Origin of the sequence: Nostoc sp. 'Peltigera membranacea cyanobiont' 210A, assembly GCF_002246015.1 — a bacterium.
Taxonomy (GTDB): Bacteria; Cyanobacteriota; Cyanobacteriia; order Cyanobacteriales; family Nostocaceae; genus Nostoc.
In genome coordinates, this window is sequence record NZ_NOLJ01000005.1 from 148,878 (window position 1) to 168,576 (window position 19,699).

The window sequence follows — 19,699 nt, forward strand, 5'->3', positions numbered from 1 at the left end:
AAGCTGGTCATCTTAACAATGACTGATTGGGCGTTAACTGGCTCTTAAAACGGCTGTAAACAATTTGGGTTGGATACCAACAAGAAAACCAGTACAAATCTTGAATAACTTTGCAAGAACTACGCTCATCTGCTAACTCAAAGTGAACCAGAGCTAAATTATTCAATCCAACTACCTCTCGTCCCTCCTGAAACCAACGAGATTTCCAAAAAATCAGGGGTTGTAACCATTTCCATTTGGCATTTTCGGCTCGTTTCCAAGGAGCTATCAACGATAATATATCTGTTGTGTAGTCAGAAGTCTGAGCACTGTTTCGAGGTATCCACTCCAGCACACAATGCCAGTCAGGGTTATTCAGCAGGTGACGATTATGGTGTAATTGTTTCTCGGAAATTTCTACCATATTGGGTGGGTTGCTCCAGCCTATCCAATGTCGTACCTGTTCTGGGAGGAGCCAATCTTTCAATCTTGTATGAATCAGCCGCGTTAAAATCTCTTCATTCTTCAATGCACTAGCGGTTAACTGTACCAAGACAGATTGTAATTTGGAATGGGTGCGTGCATAAGATAAGTGAGCAACAGAACTGTAGTGAATATCCCCAGATAGAATCACGACTTGTTGACGTTCCTCAAACAAAGTAGTTAGGAATTTCGCCAATGCTTCAACATTAATGTTCCAGGCATCTCCAACATCGGTTGAAAAAACTTTCTCCTGGTTTAAGTGCCAATGATGAATCCAATCAATCACTTGTAATCCAAATACATTTGTGGGTGCAATCACAAATGTAGTTTTAATCTGAGTTTGTTCATCTATTTGTTGTAAAGGTAAAAGTAGTTGTTGCTCAAAGGCTTTGGGACACAATAACATTGGTGGAGCAATTGGTTTTTGATCGGCTGGATAACCTCGCCATGTACGTGTATCCAGCACAATTACTTCATGGCAATCGCTGCGGACTATGTAGTGCCAAGTCAGCGCTTCAGGATCTCGATCCAGAATAAATACTGAACCGTCTCGGACTAAAACAGGTAAACCTGTGTGGGGATCGTTGGCTGGCATTCCTACATAACGAGCGATCGCTTCATCAGCCTTTTCATCTGTTCCTTGAGAAGCTGACCAAGCTTGTGCAGCCGCCAACAGCTTTTCACCTGCTTTTCCTTCTGCAAATTGCCCTGGTGTATTACCCCATCCTTGAAATACCGTATAGGCTAACAATGCATTTTGGACTATTCTTCGCCCTAATGGCCGCCCCAGCACTCGCAAACACCAAGCTTGGTTCAAATTCCAGTCATCACTAACATCATGGTCATCAAAGATGCTGTGCATGGGGATATTGGCAAGGGCGCGGCGCACTTTCCAAAGGGTATAGATGAATTGTCGCAAATGCTTGACTGCGCGATTCCAGTCTTTGATAGCATGGTGATCGCGTGTTACTTGTTGTCCTTTGGGAAATGCAGTTGGCCAGCACACTGGCGACCAAGCTAGTAAATAAGTAGCGTAATATTCACCCAGGCTGAAAAGATGACTGTTGACTTTCTCAGCTTTATTATGTAATCCTGCGGTCAAACCAGCTTGATTTGTCGCAGCATCAGCCCGTTCTCCAGGGGGTAGCTGCTGGGGAGTACAGTACACTCCATTCACCGGAAGTTGTTCTTCCCAACCCAAGAGGACATCACCAAGAGTAGTGGCAACCCATAACGACGGATCTGCTACATCATCTCCATAAATTTGATCTCCGGTGAGAAACAGTTGGTGAGGTCGGTGCTGGGGTTGATTTGCTGACGCCTGAATCATACTATCGAGAATTGGTAATGCATCAAACCCATGACCATGAGGTTTACGGCAGGAAGCATGGACAATTTGCAAATCTTGAAGACGGTTTGGCGGTAGAGCAAAGGTTGGTTTTTGATGATCGAAGTAGCTGATGCTAACTGTAGGAGAGGAGTTTGAACATAATGCTTGTTGCAGAGTTTCTGTGGTTTGGTCAGCAACAGTAAACTGGAGGTCGTATGCATAGATGCGACCTCCAGTTAGGCGATGTCCAATTGTAGACCGAGCCGCGATCGCAACTACATGAAGATACTTACCCAGAGCAAAGGTAGAGCGTTCTCCCTCCAATAAGCAATTTCCTATTACTTCACCATCATTTGTTGTGTCATAAACCTTAAGTTCTATCTGACAAGACTGTTTTAGTGCCACCCATACTGTCACAAACTCTGGCTCAGTATGTTTGAGGATTGGCCCCCCTAAAATCAGTGGCAGTTCTTGTAAAAACTTGTCTCCAACTTGATACTTCATTGCAAACAGTTGACATGATGGTGTTTTAGATGTGTTATTTTGCTCCTAAATTGGTAGCCCCAACTCATCTAATCACCAATCATGCATCAATTTTCATCTGTTTAACATCAGTTCATAGCGCAAATTGATTGCAGCCTAAAAGCTCAGGGAGGAGCGATACGCCCATCCCATAATAGTGATTATTTGAATTAGGGAACTCCAAGAAATAAATTATCCAATATTGTGGGGTGGGGATCTTGCCCGCCATATCGACTGGGCGGGCGAGACGCCCACCCCACAGGAGTTAATTGGATATTTTTTTATTTGGAAGTCCCTTAACAAAAAAGAATTCAGGAGTCAGGAGCCAGAATTCAGAATTGAAGGGTGACTGGTCTAAATCCCCAATCGAAAAGCATTCAGAATTCTGTATTCTGAATTCTCTTTTAATTAATTCCGCGCGATACCTTCTTCACGCGCGGCGCGTTGCACAGCAGCAGAAACAGCAGTGACAACGCGCTCATCAAAGACTGAAGGAATAATATGTTCCCGATCCAAGTCTGAAGGCTTAACTAAAGAAGCGATCGCACTTGCGGCTTCTAGGTACATTTTGATGGTAATTGTCTGTGCCCGACAATCTAAAGCACCACGGAATACCCCAGGAAAAGCGAGGACATTATTGATTTGATTTGGGTAATCACTGCGACCGGTAGCAATGATAGCAACATCTTTACTGATTAATTCTGGCTGAATCTCTGGAATCGGATTTGCCATTGCAAAGATAATTGGATCTTTCGCCATCGATTGCACCATTTCTGGTGTCAAAACTCCTGGTGCGCTGACACCAATAAACACATCTGCCCCTTGCATTGCACCCGCCAATGTACCCTGACCTTTCACAGCAAATTCAAGTTTTTCCTCTGTCAAATCGGTGCGATTGGTAGAGATAATCCCTTTAGAGTCGCACATCCAGATTTGTTCTGCCCCAGCTTTACGGAGTAACCGAGCGATCGCTACTCCTGCCGCCCCAGCACCGTTAATCACAATCTTGATTTCTGCTAAGGATTTATGTACCAGTTTCAGGGAATTAAATAACGCTGCCAAGGTGACAATTGCTGTACCATGCTGGTCATCGTGAAAAACGGGGATATCTAACTCTTCGCGCAATCTTCTTTCAATTTCAAAGCAGCGAGGTGCAGCGATATCTTCTAAATTCACGCCTCCAAATACTGGAGCAATATTCTTAACTGCCTGGATAATTTCTTCTGTATCTTGGGTGGCGAGACAAATGGGAAAAGCATCCAGCCCCGCAAATTCCTTGAATAGCATTGCTTTGCCTTCCATGACTGGTAGGGCGGCGGCTGGGCCGAGATTTCCCAAACCCAAAACGGCACTACCATCGGTAACAATGGCAACGGTGTTTTGTTTGATGGTTAAGTTGTAAACTTCCTCTGGGTCTTGAGCGATCGCAGTACAAATTCGACCAACTCCAGGTGTGTAAGCCATAGCCAAATCGGAAACACTCTTCAGGGGAATTCTACTGGTAATGCTGATTTTGCCACCGCGATGCAAATTAAAGGTGCGATCGTAAACACTGAGTAACTTGATGTCTGGCAATGCTTTGACTGCTTGCACAATCGTTTCAGCGTGTTCAGTACTAGCAGCATCCACAGTAATATCGCGGGTGGACTCTTTGCGGGTTTGCTCGATTAAATCAATTTGACCAAGATTACCGCCAGTAGTTGCGATCGCATGTGTTACTGACGCCAACATCCCTACACGATTGGGAATCTGCAAGCGCAGTGTCAAACTAAAACTAGAATTAGGAGTTAGGTCTGCCATGTTGATTTTGGATTTTAAGTTTTAGATTTTATATTGAATTGAGACAAAAACTAAAATCTGAGATTTGTAGTCTGTAGAAACACAATGTATGCAAACTTTTGGGATAATCATCAGTAGTTAGTTTACCCACTGCTTACAGTTTTGATAATTATTTTTATTTATACCAATGCATTTACTAATATAAATGAGTAACAATTTAGTAATTGTACCCAAATACACCAGATATTTTTTATATATTTTATGTATGTAAATATTTGTATAACTATAGCTTCAACGCAAATACCGTCGTCTCGTCGTGAGATGGGAGCGTCGAAAGGTTTATTTTGACGCATTCTATTGACCTTGCTACTATCCACATCTGGATTCACAAAATATTATTAGTGGGATAGGTTCGTAGTAAGATCCCATAGGATGCATTGGCTTCTAGCGCTAGCTTCCCCTTTCCATACCCTCAAAGCTTTATTATTAAGAGCGTCTCCCTCAGTAGAAGGGTACGAAACTACCCAAGACATAAGATAAAGCGACCCCACCAGAGGTATCAAAACTTTGGGAGATAGGGGGAGTTTTGAATTATAAGTAATTAATGCTTTTAGTATTAATCAGTAAAAGCAACTTTTCTGGCTGATATTTTGTCACCATAGATTAACTGAATAAAATCAGTTGAGTCTTACAAGGGGAGAAAACCCACCTAAAATGGGTGTAAGGGGAGAAACAATAAGATGTCTAATAACCGTTCTGGAGTATTTATTAGCGGTTTGATGCTGGGAGCTACTATCGGTGCTTTAACCGGTTTACTCGTGGCTCCACGCACAGGGCGCGAAACGCGTAAAATTTTGAAAAAATCCGCCAATGCTATCCCAGAATTGGCAGAAGACTTATCAATGAGTGTGCAAATTCAGGCAGATCGTCTCTCTGCTAGCGCACTGCGAAACTGGGATGAGACTTTAGATAGATTACGGGAAGCGATCGCAGCAGGTGTAGATGCCAGCCAGCAAGAAAGCCAAGTCTTGAAGCGACAAACATCTGTTGAAGACTCAGATTCGCTTCCCCAGCAATTAGAACGCTCATAAATGACATAACCGTGATTGAACCCCTGTTTTGGTTGGGACTTTCTTTACTTTTAGTCGCCACAAGCTTGACTGCGGTTTTAGTGGCGGCAATACCGGCTTTGCAGGAGTTAGCACGCGCGGCTCGCAGTGCAGAAAAGCTATTTGATACTCTCTCACGTGAGTTACCACCCACTTTAGAAGCTATCCGCGTGACTGGCTTAGAAATCACTGACTTAACTGATGATGTCAGTGAAGGTGTAAAAAGTGCTAGTCAAGTCGTGAAGCAAGTTGACCAAAGTCTTGATACTGCAAGAATTCAGGCTCAAAATCTGCAACTAGGTACGCGCAGCATCTTGATTGGCGCGAAAGCTGCTTGGAAAAACTTCACGCGCCAAAAACCCGTAAGGCGGACGAGCGATCGCACCCCAAGCAATGAAAAACCACCACTAACGTTGCGAGAACGAGAAGTGCTAAAGCAAGAAAATCGTCAGAGCAAAGCAGAAGTATACCGCGTTAATGACGGTTACAGCGACGCCGCTAGCTGGGAAAACAATTTTGATGATGAAGATTGATTAAAAAAAGGACATACGGCATTGCTAATCTTCCTTGTTGCGGTGTCAAAACGTACTATTTCATTAGCTTAAAAAAAAGCGATTTTTTTTGTTTATGGATAAACTTTGGCATTGTATTCGGCAATTTGGGAAAATAGGTGAAGCATATTTTAATGAAGCCGTCTTTTTAGGAGAAATGTGCTTGTTCCCAAATTTCTGTCATGAACCAAGTACATACGAAGTTGTTTGCAAATTTGTAGATAGCTTTAATAGCCAATATAAATCTTGGGACAGTTCAATAGGGGATTTATTTGTATTTGCCAAACCTAGCGGAGATCGCAGTTTTGATAAAGGTTACATTCGCACTCGTGATGTTGTCAATTTGTGTGACTTTGGCAAATATTTATATCCAGAGGTGGGAAATATACTGGATACACACTATTGAAGTGAATTAGACATTTATCGTCGAGCAGAATATTTTAGTCAAGATAAATTTGAGAAGTTCATAAATTCTAGGTTTAGGAATGAGCCTGATTTTGAAATTTTCTTTGAGACAATAATACAAAGATTGTTCCCCAAATCTAATCATGAAATTACTTTTTATTCTCTTGTTAATGACTGGAATGAGAACACAGCCTTTGCACCATATATTTTAATTGGAGATAGCTGTATTTTAACTACAGCTGAACGATGGGTACTGTAAAGGTGATTATGCAGCTATTACTCTATGCTATAAATCAAACCCAAGATGACAGCGAAAAGCTTCTCACCTGTTGAATTCGCAAAAAGTCACTATCACTGGAAACGATAGTTAAATTATTTTGGAGTGCAATAGCAGCTATCCAAATGTCATTTTCATCAAAACCTAAATCAACAATTTTAGTTTTTCGCCGCTTATTTTTATCTTTGGGTGCAAATTTATTGAATAAAGCTGCTTTAATTTGACCGTAAATTGTTGCTGTTTCTTCTGTTATGTGGTATGTACGAATATCTTTTAAAAATTCTGTCAAGCGAACCAGATTATTTTCCTTGCGTTGGGATTTTTCCATCATGAATGTCATTTCACCCTGGACAATTACGCAAGTAGCAATGTTATTTTCTCCAACTTCGTTCACGCGACGGACAATATTGGGATCGCCTAAAATAATGGCACTACAATGATTTGTATCAAGTAAATACATTATTCAAATAGGTTTTCGTCATCAAATTTAGCTTGACCACGAGTAGCATATACTGCTTGAAGGCATTCTTCAAAGTCGTCACCTTCCCAAGTGCCAGCGTGTCGAAGGATGGAGCGTCCAGAAGCAGGACGGTATGTAAGTTGCTCTTTATCAGTAGAAGTTTCTGTAGAATCCCTTAAAGGAATAAGTTTAAGCGTATCTGGTTCTAACTCATTTTGTGTATATTTAACCTTAATAGAACGGATCAAATCGAGTGCTTCTGTTAGCAACTCCGGCGGTAAAGTTTCTATTTCTTGGATTAATAATTCTTTGTTAGTCATCTCTCACCTCTAATCATTCCCTTTTTATTGTATGGGGAACTCCGCTATGGCTTAGTCAATTTTGAGTTGTTAAAAACTTTGACGATAATAATTAAAAAGAGGGTGGATGATTCTAGTGTCTCTAGCCTCCTCCCCTCTCCCCAGACACGATCATCATTTTAATGAAGGATGTTTTGAGTATTTTAACTAGTTGACAAAATCCGCGTTTTGCTTTAAAAGTTTTCCACACTCCCCAAAAAGCTTTTGCTTTGATCCCCTAGATTAGAGTAAAGTAAACAAGTGTAAAGAACTATCATTTTTCTAGTACTCTTTTAAAACAACTTGTTCGCTTTTACCGTTAATATTTGTATAAAAACGTCCATGCAATCTTGTTTTTGGCGACGAATTCTAGTATCTATTGCAGTATTTTTCCTGGCTGGGTCAATTTGGGTGATGCATTCTCCCCCAGCACTGGCTTATGACAATCCTGAGTTACTTCCTGACACCTTTACCCCAGTTGTAGATTTAGCTAAATCTCTGCCTGTGCTGCAAGAAGAAAAGCTTGTCAAAGATTTAGAGCAGTTTGAAGCTGATACGGGCTGGAAACTGCGAGTATTGACCCAATATGACCGCACCCCAGGTCGCGCGGTGATCAAATATTGGGGTTTGGATGACAAAAGCATTCTACTCGTTGCTGATTCTCGTGGCGGTAACATCCTCAGTTTTAGCGTCGGTGATGCTGTTTATGAACTTTTACCCCGGACTTTTTGGATAGAACTGCAAACCCGCTTCGGTAATTTGTACTTTGTCCGAGAAGAAGGCGAAGACCAAGCCATTCTGCAAGCCTTAGAATCGGTTAAAGGCTGTTTAATCAAAGGGGGTTGCAATGTTGTCCCCGGACTACCACGAGAGCAATGGATTCTCACCTTGATTAGCTCAATTATTGGTGGGGTGATTTGTGGATTTGCAGCTCAACCCCGCGATAAAGGACAAGTTTTTGCTTGGCAATGGGCTTTAATTTTCTCACCTTTGTGGGGAATATTGTTTATTGCCTTCGGCATTGGGCCAGTGGTGACACGTACAAGCGACTGGTTGCCTTTGGTTCGCAATATCTCTGGGTTTCTCATTGGCGTCTTGGTTGCCTATCTATCTCCTATTTTCAGTCGGTCTTCTTCTAGTAATGAGTTATGAGTGAGGAGTTAGGAGTGAGTAGTTTAATTAACTTATAACTCCTAACTCCTAACTCTTAACTCTCTGAAGCTGATAAGCTGAAAGCTAATATTTGAGAAGCTCAACAAAAATGGAATGGCACGTAACTGATGCTCAAAGTTTAGCAATCATTGATAGTGAAATTGGCGATCATGTCTTTTCACCCGCAGAGTATGAGATTGTGCGTCGGGTAATCTACGCCACGGCTGACTTTGAGTATAAGTCTTTGATTCGCTTTTCTGAGCGTGCCTTGCAAGCTGGAGCAGCAGCGCTAGCCGCACGTACCACAATTGTGGTAGATGTCCCGATGGTACAAGTAGGTATTGCCTACGACATTCAAAACACTTTTGCGAATCCAGTGTATTGCAGCATGGAAGCTCTCACACGCCCTCAAAAAGAAAAAACTCGCGCAGCATGGGGAATAGAAACCTTAGCAAAGCGTTATCCAGAGGGCATTTTTGTGGTGGGTCAAGCGCAAACGGCACTGACTGCACTGGTGGATTTAATTGAAGTTGAGGAAATTAGACCTGCTTTAATAATCGCAACTCCAGTCGGATTTGTAAATGTTGATGAAGCTAAGGAGCGTTTACAAGAGTCTCTAGTGCCTCACATTATAATTGACAGCCGCAAAGGTAATGCAGTTGTAGCAGCTGCGATCGTTGATGGGTTGGTAGACTTAGCTTGGCAAGCCTATGGACAAGATGGAAATCGGGGGAGCTAGGAAAGTCGGCTCTATTGTATTTTGTATCCAAAAGAGTATTCATCAATCATTGAATATCCTGATATTTTTGTTAAGTCGTGCCGTTCAAGGAGCCTTTTCTTGTGGTAATTCAAGGTTTCAGTTTAAGCGCATATCTTGCAATTCCTGTGGTATTAAGTCTTTTAGCTGATGGAGAAGCAATAAAAGTATCTTTAGTTAAAAATGTTCATCAGGTATCTACTCACAAGGAAATGCTCCTATCTAGCCGTGAGCTAATCAGCATTAGGGCAACTCCAAAAACATACTATGTTAGTGGTGCTGGAAATGACACAAATAGCGGAGTCTCTACTTCATCCGCCTTTAGAACAATTCAAAAGGCAGCAAATCTGACTAACCCCGGCGATACAGTATTGATTATGAACGGAGTCTACAGGAATGCAAAACCAAGTGGGGATGTAGTATCTATTACTCGCTCTGGAACAGCAAATGCATGGATTAAGTTTAAAGCATATCCTGGACATCAACCGAAAATTCAACACAATGGATGGCAGGGAATTTTCATTCACAAGGGAGCGTCATATATTGAGATAAATGGGTTGGAGGTGATAGGAAACAATGCCAACATAACTCTTGATTATGCGATGAGTCAGAAAACTAACAAACTAAACCCGCTAACGAATGGAAACTGCATTAATGCAGATGGGCGAAAAGATGGTCGTACTCACCATATACGTATTGTCAACAACAAGGTGCATGGGTGTGGAGGAGCAGGCATTTCCGCTATTCAATCGGACTATGTGACAATAGATAATAACGAAGTGTTCGATAATGCTTGGTATAGCGTTTATGGTTGCAGTGGCATTTCGATATTGAGCAGTTGGAATTCTGACAACAAGCGGGGATACAAGATGTTTGTTACTAACAACAAAACCTACAACAATCGTATGTATATCCCTTGGATTGCAGTTGGAAAGATCACTGATGGTAATGGTATTATTATCGATAGTACAAGAAATGATGAAAACCCAAAACTGGGTGCATATAAAGGATACACTTTAGTTAAAAATAATCTTGCATTTAATAATGGTGGATCGGGTATTCATGCATTTTTAAGCGAGCATGTTGATATTGTAAATAACACAGCTGTTTTAAATAACCAGAGTCCAGAACTTAATGGCGGGCAAATATTTGCTCATACATCATCTGATGTCAGAATTCTTAGGAACATTCTTTATGCTTTTCCTGGAAAAAACATTAATAATAAGACTAAAAATAAAAACGTTATTTATGATTATAATATCTACATTAATAGTTCTAAAATAAATGTTAAAGGGTCTCACGATATTGTTGCAGGCTCACAATTTTTAAGCAAGTATCCTACTCTAGAAAAAATATCCGGCGATTGGAAATCGCGGTTAGATAAACAAAATCCGCCAACACGACCTTATGTAGAACCTAAGTCGGCAGGTTTTGCCTGTGGGACAGTGACTTATCGTTTGCAAGGAAAACTCATCCAAGTGGGATGCTCTCGTTAGCAATAAGGTAGGAAATTCAGGGTTGGAGAGATTAGCCGGAATCCGAAAGTTTGAACCTCCTGGACGAGCATCGAGAAGTTTTGCAGTTAAGAGCAAACTGCTGAAATATTTGCGATATACGGCTCGTAATATCATGTCCGTATAATTAGTTATGATTTCCTATAGTCATTGCACCCCACCCCCAGCCCCTCCCCACAGGCGGTGAGGGGAGACAAAGCATAGCTTTGGCGGGGTGGGGTTCTTCAGGTTTAATAAGTAATCTAGCGGACATGATACAATTACTAAACGACTCACACCATACGTAAATGCAGGGTGTGAGTTTATGTCTCTCTTGTACGCTTCTGAAAGAAAAGTCTATACTGCAATACGCTTGGGTTAAGGGTTATTGGTGTAGATGATTGGTCTTTCAAGATGCGATAAATCGCGTCTCTACATCTAGGTTTTGTTGCTCATTCTGAACTGTATTGGCCTATACTAATTACCTCTTCAATCCTCTACTTTACGACGCCGCCGACGCGGTTTTTGTTGTTGGTCTTCACGCAAACGGCGACCGACTTCGTTAAAGAAATCCCGCCGCAGATAAGGATAATCGCTAATCCACAGGTTACGATTGGGAAAGTATATATCGCTGAATTCATCAATACTGCTCAAATCTGGGCGATTTGACATCACTACCATTTCTGCAATTTGACCGCGAGTAATAACTTTGTGGGCAGGACGCAATGGTGCTACAAACTCAATGCTAAATCCTGTATCATCACCTATCTCTAAATTTATCTGTTTTTCTCGGTTTTCTATAATCACCAATTCGCCTTTGTTGTTGACTGTTTCGGTTTTACCCATCAACTGGTCTGTAATCCACCAATCTAGGACTCGACCACGGAAAAAGCCACCGTATTTATAACGGCGGCATTGTAAATTCCGCATACTTGCTTGAAACACTGGATACCACAGCCAAAAAAAAGCGCTAATTACCCCTAGCACAAATACTATTGAAGCAAACTCAAGCTTGAAAACAACTGTTGCAATTAAAATAACAACTACTGCAACTACAGAAATTAACAGCCGTTGCAAAAAATTTGAGAACTTCCCCCAGTAGTACTTATACTGCAAACCAGTGGCAATTAGGGGGACAACTTGTTCAAATTTCTGGCGAGTCAGTGGTACTAACATGAGTGCTGAGAGTGTGTTTAAAGTATCTTTTCTAATCCATATACTAACGACTTTAGCGCTAAGACTTTGCGAATCGCTAGTAGCACTCCTGGCATATAACAAGCGCGATCGCTCGTATCATGTCGTAAAGTATAAATCTGTCCTGCTGCGCCAAAAATCACTTCCTGATGGGCAATCAATCCCGGCAAGCGGACGCTATGAATTCTAATCCCTTCATCTGCGATACTGCCCCTCGCCCCTGCTAATTTTTCCGTTTCTTCTACAAGAGCAGGGTTAAAAGTTTTACCCAATTCTCCTAATAACTGCGCCGTTTGAATGGCAGTACCACTGGGAGCATCAGCTTTTTGGTTGTGATGCAGTTCGATAATTTCCACATGGTCAAAATATTTTGAGGCTGCGATCGCGGCTTGTTGCAACAGTACCATGCCAATGGAAAAATTAGGAATAATTAGACAACCTGTACTAGCTTTGTCGGCAAAATCTGCCAAGTCTTGAATTTGTTCTGGACTTAACCCAGTGGTGCCGACTACAGGACGAATACCGTAAGCGATCGCACTGCGAATATTGTCATAAACTGAATCGGGATGGGTAAAGTCTACAATCACTCCTGGAGGAGACTGTCTGTCGCCAGCCACATACCCCAACATCGGTTCTAATTGATTGGTAATCGGCACTTCCAAAGGTTCGCTTAAACCCGCCAACTCCCCAGCATCTTTATCTTGATGTTCCAAACTGTGGTCAATTGCACCCACTAGGTTTAAGTCAGGTGCTTGCGCCACCGCCTTAATCACTTCACGGCCCATTTTGCCAGCAGCACCGTTGACAATAACCGGGATAGGAGCTTGATTCGTCATAGGTCGAGAAATACTTTTTGAGTCAACAAGGGAATTGTAAAGACTTTCGCGATCTAGTAGCTAGCTTCTCAAATTTTTGGCTTAATTCCACCTACCCCAATACGGTTCAGTTAAGGCTTAACTTTTTGTCAAAGTCAATTTTTTTAACGAACCGCTAAGGACGCCAAGTACGCAAAGGAAGAGAAGAAAGAGAAGGGAGAAATGCTTAACTGAACTGTATTGCCACCTACCCTGAATTGTGCAGCTAATCGCTTAGTTTTTCTACTTCCCAAAAGATCGGTTCTCGTTTTCATCCCACTATCTTACTCAGTAACCCGTTTTATTTGCGGATCGTACTGCCTTGATAAGTAGTCCTTATAAAATATATCAGCCTTTGTTTGTCAAGTCTAGTTGACCATTTGTAATATTATTGTTATATTTATTTACATAGCTTAGTAAAGCCCAAAAGTAAGCCGCATAGCTAAAATTGCACCTTGTCTATTACCTATATAGTTTTGGTTGCGTTGGGTGTTAACTAAGAAAAACAGACTTCGGTTTTAAAATATCCCATCGACATTTGGACTTCTCCCATCTACCTCGGCTATCAAGTCGGGGTTTTTTATGTTCTCGATTGCAGCTTATTTCTTTAACTTTTCTCAGGAAACTTCCGCTCTCGCACTTCCACAGCATAATCTTGCACGGCTTTGGTAATCGTCTCGCGCAAATTTGTATAAACTTTGGCGAATGGTGGATGCTTTTGGGCAAGTCCAAGGACATCTGAAGTAACTAAAACTTGTCCATCGCAGTGAATTCCCGCACCGATACCAATTGTGGGAATACTCAATTTTTGTGAAATCTGCATTGCCAAATCTGCGGGTATATGCTCTAAAACTAGAGAAAATACACCCGCTTGTTCGAGAGCGATCGCTTCTTGTAAAATCCTCTCACTGGCTTCTTGCGTCTTACCTTGTTGTCGCAAACCCAGTTGATGTATTGATTGTGGTGTCAAACCGACATGACCCATAACCGGAATTCCGGCTTCTACTAAACGAGTCACAGTTTCAGCGATCGCTGGATAGCCACCTTCTAACTTTACCGCTTGAGCGCCCGTTTCCTTTAGTACTCGCCCAGCTGAGTGCATCGCTTGTTGGAGACTTTCTTGATACGTCAAAAATGGTAAATCTACAACTATTAATGCCCGTTTAACTCCACGGCGCACAGATTTGGCGTGATAGATGATTTCATCCAAAGTAATTGGCAGTGTTGTTTCATACCCTAAAACTACTGCCATCGAGTCACCCACAAGGATTAAGTCTACACCAGCTGCATCGAGGAGTTGAGCGATCGCATAATCCCAGGCGGTCAACGCGACAATTGAACGTCCCTGTTGTTTCCATTGAATTAATTGCTGGGTAGTGATTGCCATTTTGAATTAGGGGATAGGGGATAGGTGATGGGGGGTAGGGGATAAGTAATAGGTGATGGGCTATTAGAAAGAATTCAGTCCCCTTTACCCTGTAACCTGTCCCCTAATCCCTACTTAACAGCGCGACTGAAAGCAATATGGGGTTTTGCACTGTCGGTTTTGGGCATTAACCAAGCTAGACCTTCACTAGTGCCAATCCATAATTTATTGCCGATATCAGGTGCAATGGTAAGAACCCGACTAGAAGGAAGTCCAGCAACTTCTCCGTCTAATACAGCTCCTGTATTTGGATCTAATCGTAACAAACCATTATTAGTCCCGACCCAGACACTACCATCTTTAGCAAAACGTATCGCCGTTACATCACGCCCACGCAAGCGGGTTACAGACCGCAACACTGCACCAGTTTTTGGGTTAATAACTAGCAAATTATTCGGCATTCCTGCCCAAATTAACCCTTCTGGACTAATAGCTAAAGCTTGTACAGTCGTCCCTGGTAAATCGGCTATTCGCTTCATAATCGCAGCACTAGCAGTATTTACCCGTACCAATCCATCTAGAGTACCAACCCACAATTGACCTTCAGCATCTAAAGTCAGGGCGTTAGCGCTGACACCAGGCAGATTTTTTAATGTTGTCATAATCAAGCCTTGGTCGGGACTAATTAGAGCTAAACCGCTATCGGTTCCAGTCCATAAATAACCCCGTTTGTCAAGTAACAGTGACAAAACGCGTTTAGAAGGCAAAAATAAATTTTGTGCGGTGATTTCGTTAGTGCGGGGGTCAACTCGCACTAGTCCTTCATAACTTCCTACCCACAAACGTCCTACTTTGTCTTGGGCTAAAGCACCAATGGCAACATTCGGTAAGCTAACACGAGAAATAATCTTGCCGGTTTTAGGATCAATCCGCGATAGTCCCCGCCAAGAACCTACCCAAAGATTACCTGTAACATCTCCCAGTAAGTTACCAACACGATAATCAGTTTTTGGCGAATTTTCTTCAACTCCCCGCTCATCGGGCAAAGGTTCTACTCGCGGTGGCGGTGGGGAAAGTGGGTAAGCGGGGGTTACATCAGATGAATTAATCTTAGGGGTTTTTTGCGCCCATCCCATATTTGGCAAAGCTATCAACCCCAGCAAGATAGAAGTAATTAATAAACTAGTACGCTTGTAAAACAATACCACGGTGACATTTCCTTTGGAGACAGTACCCATAGCATTTACCTAAACTGGCTTTGGGTTAATTTCAGTGTTCCCCTAGCTGAGATTTTTCAAACATTGGGGATGGGGATTGGGGACTGGAGACTGGGGACTGGGGATTGGGTAATAAAAAAGTATTCCTAATGAATAAAAATTAAATAACATACAATTTATGTCCCTGGTTTCCCTCACCCTCAATCCCTCTCCTTATTTAATCCACGTTTCTAAATATTTATTTCCTAGTCCCCAATCCCTAGTCCCCAGTCCCCAGATCCCATTAATGACATTTTGTAAAGCTTTTGTAACAAAAAGTTTAAATCTTTATGTAATAACAAAATTAAATAGATAAGTTAAAAACTTTCAAAGAATAACTTATCGAATTCTTGATATATTGTGAAACAAGTTACAAATTACGTGGTGTGCAATTCTTTTATCTTTTGCTCACCACTCTGCTAAATCTCTGTCAAGTAAATTCTTTTCTGGTATCTTTTCCATCAAAGGGAAAGATATAAGGAGTGTAAAGGCGGGAATGTGTGCCAGCCAGCCCAATCCCCTGAATACCCTGATTTATGGGGGAATTATCTAAATGCTGCCCAAAAAAGGCGGAAGTTTTGGTGAAATTGAGAAGGTTTAGTTGGGTGCGAAGAAGAGGTAAAAAAGAATTTTGATTTTTAGCAAGAGGAAACAGTAGAAGCGCTAGGTCGTGTACCCCTAGAAGGGGAAAACACTGGTGAGGAGGGCTACCACCGCTACCAAAGTGTCCGCCGCAAAAAAACTGCTAATCTCTGCCAAAGGCAACTCTTAACAAAATGTTTTCCCGATCTTCCCCTCGGTCAAGGGGGCAGGGGCGGGGTGAGGGGAAGTTGCACGAAACGTGATTTGATAATTAAAAAGAGTGATTTCAGGGAAGGATAAAATATGTCTTACGCTCAAACGAAGACTCAGAGCAAATCTGGGTATAAAGCCGGGGTTCAAGATTACAGACTAACTTATTACACACCGGATTACACACCAAAAGATACCGATCTTCTAGCTGCGTTCCGTATGACACCTCAGCCTGGTGTTCCTCCCGAAGAAGCAGGTGCGGCTGTTGCGGCTGAATCTTCCACAGGTACTTGGACAACTGTGTGGACAGATTTGCTCACCGACCTCGATCGCTACAAAGGTCGTTGCTATGACATCGAACCAGTTCCCGGCGAAGACAACCAGTACATTTGTTACGTTGCCTATCCTTTGGACTTGTTTGAAGAAGGTTCTGTAACCAACGTATTGACCTCAATTGTTGGTAACGTATTTGGTTTCAAAGCTCTGCGGGCACTGCGTCTAGAAGACATCCGTTTCCCAGTAGCTTACATCAAGACCTTCCAAGGGCCTCCTCACGGTATCCAAGTTGAGCGCGACAAGTTAAACAAATACGGTCGTCCTTTACTGGGTTGTACCATTAAGCCCAAATTGGGTCTTTCCGCTAAGAACTACGGACGTGCTGTATACGAGTGCTTACGCGGTGGTTTGGACTTCACCAAAGACGACGAAAACATCAACTCCGCACCATTCCAAAGATGGCGCGATCGCTTCTTGTTCGTAGCTGAAGCTATCAATAAAGCTCAAGCAGAAACCGGTGAAATTAAAGGTCACTACCTAAACGTTACCGCTCCTACCTGTGAAGAAATGCTGAAGCGGGCTGAGTACGCAAAAGAACTCAAAATGCCCATCATCATGCATGACTACCTCACCGCAGGTTTCACCGCCAACACCACATTGTCTCGTTGGTGCCGCGACAACGGTATCTTGCTGCACATTCACCGTGCGATGCACGCTGTAATTGACCGTCAAAAGAACCACGGTATCCACTTCCGTGTATTAGCTAAAGCCCTACGTTTATCTGGTGGCGACCACATCCACACTGGTACAGTAGTTGGTAAGTTGGAAGGTGAGCGCGGCATCACAATGGGCTTCGTTGATCTGTTGCGTGAAAACTACATTGAGCAAGACAAGTCTCGTGGTATCTACTTTACTCAAGACTGGGCTTCTCTACCTGGTGTAATGGCAGTTGCTTCTGGTGGTATCCATGTATGGCACATGCCCGCACTGGTAGAAATCTTTGGTGATGACTCCGTACTACAATTCGGTGGTGGTACTTTAGGACACCCTTGGGGTAACGCTCCTGGTGCAACCGCTAACCGCGTCGCCTTAGAAGCTGTTGTTCAAGCTCGTAACGAAGGCCGTAACTTGGCTCGTGAAGGTAACGATATCATCCGCGAAGCTGCCAAGTGGTCTCCTGAACTGGCTGTTGCTTGCGAACTGTGGAAAGAAATCAAGTTCGAGTTTGAAGCAATGGATACCGTCTGATCTGGGTTAACAGTTAAGAGTTAAGAGTTAGAAGTAGAGACGCGATGAATCGCGTCTGTACAAGAGTTAGGATTTGCATTAATTCATAACTCATAACTCATAACTCATAACTCTTCAGGGCTGGGGTCAAGCATGAATCTTAAGCAAATTGCGAAGGACACAGCCAAAACTCTCCAAAGCTATCTGACTTATCAGGCTCTAAGGACAGTATTGGCACAGCTAGGCGAAACTAATCCGCCATTAGAACTTTGGTTGCATAACTTTTCGTCTGGCAAAATTCAAAATGGTGAGTCATTCATTGAGCAATTGTTGCGAGAAAAACCAGATTTGGCTTTGCGAATCATGACTGTCAGAGAACACATTGCGGAAGAAATTGCAGAATTTTTACCGGAAATGGTTCGCACTGGCATTCAGCAAGCCAATATGGAACAGCGTCGCCAGCATTTAGAACGCATCACACAAGTAGTAGACACATCTAACCCCAGTCTGCAACCAGAACAGCAAGCAACTTCAGATCAGAATTTGGATAACTTATCCAATTAGTTCGGTCAACCTAGTAGTAAAAATCGCAACCCATTATCAAAAGCTATGCAAACTTTACCAAAAGAGCGTCGTTACGAAACCCTTTCTTATCTGCCACCCCTGACTGACGCTCAAATTGCCAAGCAGATCCAGTACATTTTGAATCAAGGTTACATTCCAGCGATCGAGTTCAACGAAACTTCTGAGCCAACAGAATTATATTGGACAATGTGGAAGCTGCCTTTGTTCGGTGCTAAATCCACTCAAGAAGTTTTGAGCGAAGTCCAAGGATGCCGTTCTCAATTCAACACCAGCTATATCCGTGTTGTAGGTTTTGACAACATCAAGCAGTGCCAAATTCTCAGCTTTCTTGTTCACAAACCCAACAAAGCTAACAGATACTAAAGCTAGCTAGCTTTAAGTAATTTAGTTTATCCCCATAGGAGAGGTAGAATTATCTGCCTCTCCTATTTACTAAATTTTTTTTGAAACGCAGAGGGACGCAGAGGTTTACGCAAAGGGACGCGGAGTTATTCTCTGTGTGCCTCTACGTTTTTTAAGAGAGGAATAATACTACAAGAAGTAATATCAGGTTCGGTTGCAAGATTACCATTAGACGTGAACCTAAGTAGTTCAGGAAGTATTTGCCGACATTTGGGAATTGAAGCTTCACGATCTAATGCATTATCCGAAGCGTCCCGCTTGGTGGGACAATAAAGACGAGAAATGATGCAAGCCTAGTGTTGTCTCCAGCCCAAAGGAATCTGTAGAAATGTTGAAACGAATTGTATTAATTTTGCTATTGGTGTTAAGCTTCAGTCTGAGTAATTCGGATGTAGCGGCTGCGGCTGGACTCAAAAGCTTTGTAGACACTAGTGATGGCTATCAGTTTTTATATCCTAACGGCTGGCTGCCAGTTAAAGTTGCCGATGGGCCAGATGTGGTTTTCCACGATTTGATTGAGGTGTCTGAAAATGTTTCGGTTGTGATTAGCCCAGTTCCAGAAGGCAAAACTTTGTCAGAATTGGGAACCCCAACAGAGGTAGGATACAAATTAGGAAAAGCGGCTCTTGCACCTCCTGACTCTGGTCGTTCGGCGGAATTAGTCAATGCCGCACAGCGAGAAGTAGACGGTAAAATCTACTACCTTTTAGAGTATGAGGTAAAACTCCCCAATCAACAGCAACGACACAACATCGCCAGCGTTGCTGTGAGTCGTGGTAAAGTTTTTACCTTCAACGCCTCAATTCCTGAAAAACGCTGGCAGAAAGTTAAACGGATGATTGATGAGGTTGTTAATTCTTTTTCTGTCTATTAATTGGGGAATAGGGAGACATCAATTAAAAATTAAAAATTAAAAATTAAAAAAAGACTGAGGGAAAAGGGGAACAAGGGAAATAAGCAATGCCCAATACTTCGGCTCCTTTCGACTTCGCTACCTCGGCTTCTCTACAAGACGCTACGCGTAGCTTGCTTCCCCGGAGGGGTACGCTCGGCACAAGTCAAGGCAAGTCGCTCAGTACAAGTGCCCAGTACCCCATCCCCAATTACCAAGT

General features: G+C 42.5%; 18 protein-coding genes. 10 read left to right on the forward strand and 8 right to left on the reverse strand.

Annotated elements, in window-relative coordinates; all coding sequences use genetic code 11:
- Positions 1–7: 7 nt before the first annotated feature.
- On the reverse strand, positions 8–2,296 hold the full coding sequence (locus tag CDG76_RS16805) for a PhoD-like phosphatase (RefSeq protein WP_094350124.1): 2,289 nt from the start codon (positions 2,294–2,296) through the stop codon (positions 8–10).
- A 426-nt stretch (positions 2,297–2,722) separates the two neighbouring features.
- A complete protein-coding gene (locus CDG76_RS16810; protein WP_094350125.1) occupies positions 2,723–4,114 on the reverse strand; it encodes a malic enzyme-like NAD(P)-binding protein in 1,392 nt (463 codons plus the stop codon).
- A 719-nt stretch (positions 4,115–4,833) separates the two neighbouring features.
- On the opposite strand from CDG76_RS16810, the gene CDG76_RS16815 reads away from it, so the two are divergent.
- The 3 genes from CDG76_RS16815 to CDG76_RS16825 all read left to right on the forward strand — a co-directional run bounded on the left by CDG76_RS16815 (position 4,834) and on the right by CDG76_RS16825 (position 6,159).
- On the forward strand, positions 4,834–5,184 hold the full coding sequence (locus CDG76_RS16815; RefSeq protein WP_094350126.1) for a YtxH domain-containing protein: 351 nt from the start codon (positions 4,834–4,836) through the stop codon (positions 5,182–5,184).
- An 11-nt stretch (positions 5,185–5,195) separates the two neighbouring features.
- Positions 5,196–5,735 (forward strand): hypothetical protein, encoded by a 540-nt coding sequence (locus CDG76_RS16820; RefSeq protein WP_094350127.1) that lies wholly within the window; start codon positions 5,196–5,198, stop codon positions 5,733–5,735.
- 94 nt (positions 5,736–5,829) lie between these two features.
- Positions 5,830–6,159 carry a hypothetical protein gene (locus CDG76_RS16825; protein ID WP_094350128.1) on the forward strand — a complete coding sequence of 110 codons (330 nt, stop codon included), beginning with the start codon at positions 5,830–5,832 and terminating at the stop codon, positions 6,157–6,159.
- 292 nt (positions 6,160–6,451) lie between these two features.
- On the opposite strand, the gene CDG76_RS16830 is transcribed toward CDG76_RS16825, so the two are convergent.
- A complete protein-coding gene (locus tag CDG76_RS16830; protein WP_094350129.1) occupies positions 6,452–6,895 on the reverse strand; it encodes a PIN domain-containing protein in 444 nt (147 codons plus the stop codon).
- Complete coding sequence (locus tag CDG76_RS16835; RefSeq protein ID WP_094350130.1) at positions 6,895–7,215, reverse strand: DUF2281 domain-containing protein; 321 nt, start codon at positions 7,213–7,215, stop codon at positions 6,895–6,897. Before CDG76_RS16835 ends, CDG76_RS16830 begins: the two co-directional genes overlap by 1 nt.
- Positions 7,216–7,575: 360 nt before the next feature.
- Between CDG76_RS16835 and CDG76_RS16840 the strand changes: the two genes are divergently transcribed.
- From CDG76_RS16840 to CDG76_RS16850, 3 genes are all read left to right on the forward strand, one after another.
- Positions 7,576–8,385: a TPM domain-containing protein gene (locus CDG76_RS16840; RefSeq protein WP_094350131.1), complete on the forward strand. Its 810-nt coding sequence runs from the start codon at positions 7,576–7,578 to the stop codon at positions 8,383–8,385.
- A 109-nt stretch (positions 8,386–8,494) separates the two neighbouring features.
- On the forward strand, positions 8,495–9,124 hold the full coding sequence (locus tag CDG76_RS16845) for a precorrin-8X methylmutase (protein ID WP_094350132.1): 630 nt from the start codon (positions 8,495–8,497) through the stop codon (positions 9,122–9,124).
- 101 nt (positions 9,125–9,225) lie between these two features.
- A complete protein-coding gene (locus CDG76_RS16850; RefSeq protein ID WP_094350133.1) occupies positions 9,226–10,638 on the forward strand; it encodes a right-handed parallel beta-helix repeat-containing protein in 1,413 nt (470 codons plus the stop codon).
- A gap of 486 nt (positions 10,639–11,124) precedes the next feature.
- On the opposite strand, the gene CDG76_RS16855 is transcribed toward CDG76_RS16850, so the two are convergent.
- The 4 genes from CDG76_RS16855 to CDG76_RS16870 form a co-directional block, all read right to left on the reverse strand.
- Positions 11,125–11,811, reverse strand: a complete 687-nt coding sequence (locus CDG76_RS16855) for a phosphate ABC transporter permease (RefSeq protein ID WP_094350134.1) — start codon at positions 11,809–11,811, stop codon at positions 11,125–11,127.
- Positions 11,812–11,828: 17 nt separating this feature from the next.
- Entirely contained in the window at positions 11,829–12,665 is an 837-nt protein-coding gene (gene dapB, locus CDG76_RS16860) for a 4-hydroxy-tetrahydrodipicolinate reductase (RefSeq protein WP_094350135.1), read from the reverse strand.
- Between the two features lie 625 nt (positions 12,666–13,290).
- Positions 13,291–14,070 carry a 3-methyl-2-oxobutanoate hydroxymethyltransferase gene (gene panB / locus CDG76_RS16865; RefSeq protein ID WP_094350136.1) on the reverse strand — a complete coding sequence of 260 codons (780 nt, stop codon included), beginning with the start codon at positions 14,068–14,070 and terminating at the stop codon, positions 13,291–13,293.
- A 110-nt stretch (positions 14,071–14,180) separates the two neighbouring features.
- The gene (locus tag CDG76_RS16870) at positions 14,181–15,287 is read right to left on the reverse strand and encodes a ligand-binding sensor domain-containing protein (RefSeq protein ID WP_094350137.1); all 1,107 of its coding nucleotides are present in this window, start codon (positions 15,285–15,287) and stop codon (positions 14,181–14,183) included.
- 903 nt (positions 15,288–16,190) lie between these two features.
- Between CDG76_RS16870 and CDG76_RS16875 the strand changes: the two genes are divergently transcribed.
- From CDG76_RS16875 to psbP, 4 genes are all read left to right on the forward strand, one after another.
- A complete protein-coding gene (locus CDG76_RS16875) occupies positions 16,191–17,621 on the forward strand; it encodes a form I ribulose bisphosphate carboxylase large subunit (protein ID WP_094350138.1) in 1,431 nt (476 codons plus the stop codon).
- A 132-nt stretch (positions 17,622–17,753) separates the two neighbouring features.
- Positions 17,754–18,164 (forward strand): RuBisCO chaperone RbcX, encoded by a 411-nt coding sequence (gene rcbX, locus CDG76_RS16880; protein WP_094350139.1) that lies wholly within the window; start codon positions 17,754–17,756, stop codon positions 18,162–18,164.
- Between the two features lie 45 nt (positions 18,165–18,209).
- Entirely contained in the window at positions 18,210–18,548 is a 339-nt protein-coding gene (locus CDG76_RS16885) for a ribulose bisphosphate carboxylase small subunit (RefSeq protein ID WP_094327886.1), read from the forward strand.
- 367 nt (positions 18,549–18,915) lie between these two features.
- Entirely contained in the window at positions 18,916–19,461 is a 546-nt protein-coding gene (psbP, locus tag CDG76_RS16890; protein WP_094350140.1) for a photosystem II reaction center PsbP, read from the forward strand.
- Positions 19,462–19,699: the final 238 nt, after the last annotated feature.